General features: G+C 72.6%; 2 protein-coding genes and 2 pseudogenes. All 4 read right to left on the bottom strand.

The window, feature by feature from the left end; all coding sequences use genetic code 11:
- Positions 1–365, bottom strand: a pseudogene (locus DKL51_RS28120) (hypothetical protein); the annotation flags it as partial.
- Positions 362–1,195 (bottom strand): terpene synthase family protein, encoded by an 834-nt coding sequence (locus tag DKL51_RS28115; protein WP_221623254.1) that lies wholly within the window; start codon positions 1,193–1,195, stop codon positions 362–364. The gene DKL51_RS28115 and the pseudogene DKL51_RS28120, both read right to left, overlap by 4 nt.
- A gap of 80 nt (positions 1,196–1,275) precedes the next feature.
- Positions 1,276–2,664: a cytochrome P450 gene (locus DKL51_RS28110; protein WP_109947579.1), complete on the bottom strand. Its 1,389-nt coding sequence runs from the start codon at positions 2,662–2,664 to the stop codon at positions 1,276–1,278.
- 191 nt (positions 2,665–2,855) lie between these two features.
- A pseudogene (locus tag DKL51_RS35255) lies at positions 2,856–3,545 on the bottom strand (hypothetical protein); the annotation flags it as partial.

The raw sequence follows: 3,545 nt of genomic DNA, 5'->3' as shown, positions 1-3,545 counted from the left end.
GAGTGGCCCCACCCGACCTCGGCCGGGTGGGGCCACTCCGCGCGCCGCGACCGCAGCAGCGCCTCCACCGCGCTCACGGTCGGAACGAGGGCGTACGTGCCGGGCGCGCCCCACGCGCCGTCGGGGCGCTGGGCGGCCAGCAGGTAGCGCAGCCGCTCGGCATGGCCGGTCAGCCAGGGTGCGTCGCTGACCAGCCGGGCCGTCTCGTAGACCGACGGCGAGACCGAGCCGGTGGGGCGGTCCGTCATGGCCGCGACCAGCGCCCGGGCTGCGACGAGCGGGCCGATCGGGGCATTTCCCGGGACGGCCGCGGTGACGCCCGCACCGTTGCCAACGGCGTCCCGGACGACCGGCGACGCCGTCACGGCATACCCCAGAAGTCGGCCAGCTGGTAGAAGCCGCTGCTGAAGCCGATCTGCCGGGCCAGGTAGTCCGCCTCCCGGGGACAGCTGGACTGCAGCGGGACGAGCCGACGCCGGCAGTCGGCCACGAGCGCCACGAGCCGCTCCTGCACCGCCGCCCGGTCCTCGACCAGCAGGATGGCGTTCAGGTCGTCCCAGCGCAGGTCCCGCTCGTAGGTGCCGAGGTCGTTGACGAGGCGCAGCGCGCGCTGCACCTCGTTGCTCACCGCAACCAGCTCCGGCAGGCACGCCAGCGTCGCCTCGTCACCGGTATAGACCCAGTGTCCGATGTTGACGATGGTGCAGGCATGGTTGTCCGCGTTCGCGAGGTAGTCGTCGAGGCTCGGCAGGGCCGACCGGCCTCGGGTCCGCCAGGCGTGCTTCCAGGCCCACTCCTGCGCCATTGCCTGGACCGTCGCACGCAGGCAGTCCCGCCACACCGGACGGTGGACCGCGAAGGCCGGCGCGGTGGCGAGCTCCGCCTGCACCGCGGCCAGGTACGCGCCGAGCTGGTCCCCGGCGGCGGGCGGCTCGCCGTCGGCCACGGCGAGGCAGCGTGCCACGAGGTCGTCCACCTCGCCCCGGGACCGCGCCCGGTGGTCGATCAGCCAGTCGAGGGCGAACCCCCACAGTACGGTCCGGTTGGCGGCCCGCAGCTGTTCGGCGGTACACCAGGGGGCGCCGAAGGCGATGGCCAGGGAGATGTTGGCGAACAGCATCGGGTCGAACGGGTCGGCGGGGAAGAGCTCCGGATGCGCCGCCGCCTGTGCCTGGAGGTCACGTTGCCCGCGCATCGCCAGGCCGCAGATCCGGCCCTGTTCCTGCGCATCGGCCAGCTCGTCCCGCTCGCGCCCGGCCGTGACCTGCGCGGCGATCACGCCTGTCCCCGCCGCGGCAGCGGGGTCAGCGCCACCTCGACCGTGCGGCCCGGACGGAGATTGACCGTCAGGTGCACGGGCGGTACGCCGGGCTGGCGCAGCCGGAACCGGTAGCGGCTGAGCAGCGTGGCCACGACCAACGGGGCCTCCAGGTTGAACAGGTACATCCCGATGCACTGGTGCGGGCCGCCGCCGAACGGGAAGTATGCGTACCGGTGGTTGCGGCGATGCTGGGCGTCGCGAAACCGCTCGGGGTCGAAGTCGTTCGGCCGCTCCCAGTACCGGGCCAGCCGTTGACTGATATACGAGCTGACGATGACCGTGCTGCCCGCCTTGATCCGGGTGCCGCCGATCTCGTCGTCCGCCACCGCGCTGCGCGGCAGCAGCCAGCCCGGGGGGTACATCCGCAGCAGCTCATCGAGGACCAGCCGGGTGTAGGTGAGTCGTCCGAGCTGTTCCCGGGTGACCACCTCGCCCGGGACGACCACCTCTTCCAGCTCGGCGTAGAGCCGCTCGGCGACCTCTGGGTGGGTGTCCAGGACGGGCAGCAGCCAGGTGAGCAACGCGTAGGTGGTCTCCGTCGCGGTGGCGAACATCGACACGACGTCGTCGCGGATCCGCCGCTCGTCCAGCGGGCGCCCGTCGTCGTCCCGGGCGCGGGTCAGCGCGGCCAACAGGTCGTCGTCGTCCCGGGGCTGGTCGCGCTCCGCCCGTACCAGCGGCAGCATGATGTCGTCGATCATCCCGACGGCGCACCTGAAGGCGCGATCCCCCGGCAGCGGGAAGGCGTCCGGCACGAACGGCAGCAGCAGGCGGGCGCTCAACGCCTTGACGATGGCGTCCTGCGCGGCCACGATCCGCATCTGGTCGGCGATCGTCACCCGGTCGGCGAAGAAGACGCTGCTGATCGCCCGACAGATCACCCGTCCGAACTCGGCGCCGGCATCCAGCCACTGACCGGTCCGGGCCGGCTCCTCGAACTCGTCGATCGCGTCGCTGACGGCGCGGCTCATCGTGTCCACCAGGGAGTCGATCCGCTTCGCGGTGAAGTACGGCTGCATCCGGGCGCGGCTGGCCTGCCACTCCGGCCCGTCGGAGAGGATGCCGTCACCCGTGAACCGCCGTACCGGCCGCCAGAGCAGCCCCTGGCCGCCCCGGCTGTAGTTGGCCGCGTTGTCGCGCAGGACGCGCTGGACGTGGGACGGCTCGGTCACCAGGTAGGGCCGGACGGGCCCCAGGTTGAGCCGGACCACCTCGTCGGGGGCCGCATCCGCGATGCTGACGAGCTCGCGCAGCGGATCGCGCAGCAGGCCGGGCAGCGTCCTGTGCAGCGGTGCGACCCGCGGCGACCGGCTCGGTGAGTCGACGGTCTTCAGGTCAGCCATCGCACCCCTGCACGCTCCTTCTCTGTGGGTGGTCGCGCCATGTGGTGACGGGGCAGTCATCGGATCGATGCCCCGCGTCAAAGTTGTGCCGAGCATGCCATCCCGGACCGGACGAGGAAAGACAATGCGAAGGAAATTCTGACCATGGGAAGACTGATCCATAAAGGATCCTGCGGCGGTCGTCACTCGGTTCAGTGGTCCCCTCGCTCGGCGGCGGCGAGCAGCGCCGACCTGATGCCCCACTCCCGTGTCCGAATGGGCAGAGCCAGGTTGACGAAGCCGCCCCCGCGGCAACATTCCACGGTCGACAGTGGAGCGGCCCGAGAGGTACCGGTAGCCGGCCCCCAGGCCCGCGGCAGCGCGGCGAGCTTGACCAGACCGGCGAGTCCCGCCCCGTGGTGGGCCGGCCGGGTACCGGTCATCCGAGACCGGCAGCCGTGCCGACCGTCGATGAGGGACCTGCCGAACGCCGCGACCACACCGTCCACGAAGGCCGGCGACGTCAACTCCCGGTTCAGGTTGCAGCGGTGCCAGTAGGCGGCCAGCCAGTCGGGATAGCTGATCTCGTCCACGCCCACGTCGCCGGGCTCGTCGCCGGCGGCAGCCAGGTCCACCTCGTACAACGGGCGCGGATCGGCCAGGTCGGCCGCCGTGAGCAGCTCCACCCCGGGCGGCGCCGGCCGGTCGGGCAGCGCCGCCGCGGCCAGCTCCGGGCGGAGGAAGAGGGCCTGCCGGCCGCGCCGGTAGCCGCGCCGCTCGGCGAAGGCGATCGCCGTCGGGTCGTCGGCCACCTTCGCGTACGCCGTGACCACGCCCAACCCGGCGAGCCGCCGCTCGGCCGCGGTGAGCGGCGGCTCGCCGGGTTGGGCGTGGTCACGGCG

Origin of the sequence: Micromonospora globispora (genome assembly GCF_003857015.1) — a bacterium.
GTDB lineage: Bacteria > Actinomycetota > Actinomycetes > Mycobacteriales > Micromonosporaceae > Micromonospora > Micromonospora globispora.
The sequence above is the reverse complement of the archived record's forward strand: the minus strand, read 5'-3'. Positions and strand labels throughout refer to the sequence as shown.

Excerpts from the sequence above, each read along its gene's own strand:
- DKL51_RS28110 (WP_109947579.1), bottom strand. The coding sequence starts at position 2,664 with ATGGCTGACCTGAAGACCGTCGACTCACCGAGCCGGTCGCCGCGGGTC.
- DKL51_RS28115 (WP_221623254.1), bottom strand. The coding sequence starts at position 1,195 with ATGCGCGGGCAACGTGACCTCCAGGCACAGGCGGCGGCGCATCCGGAG.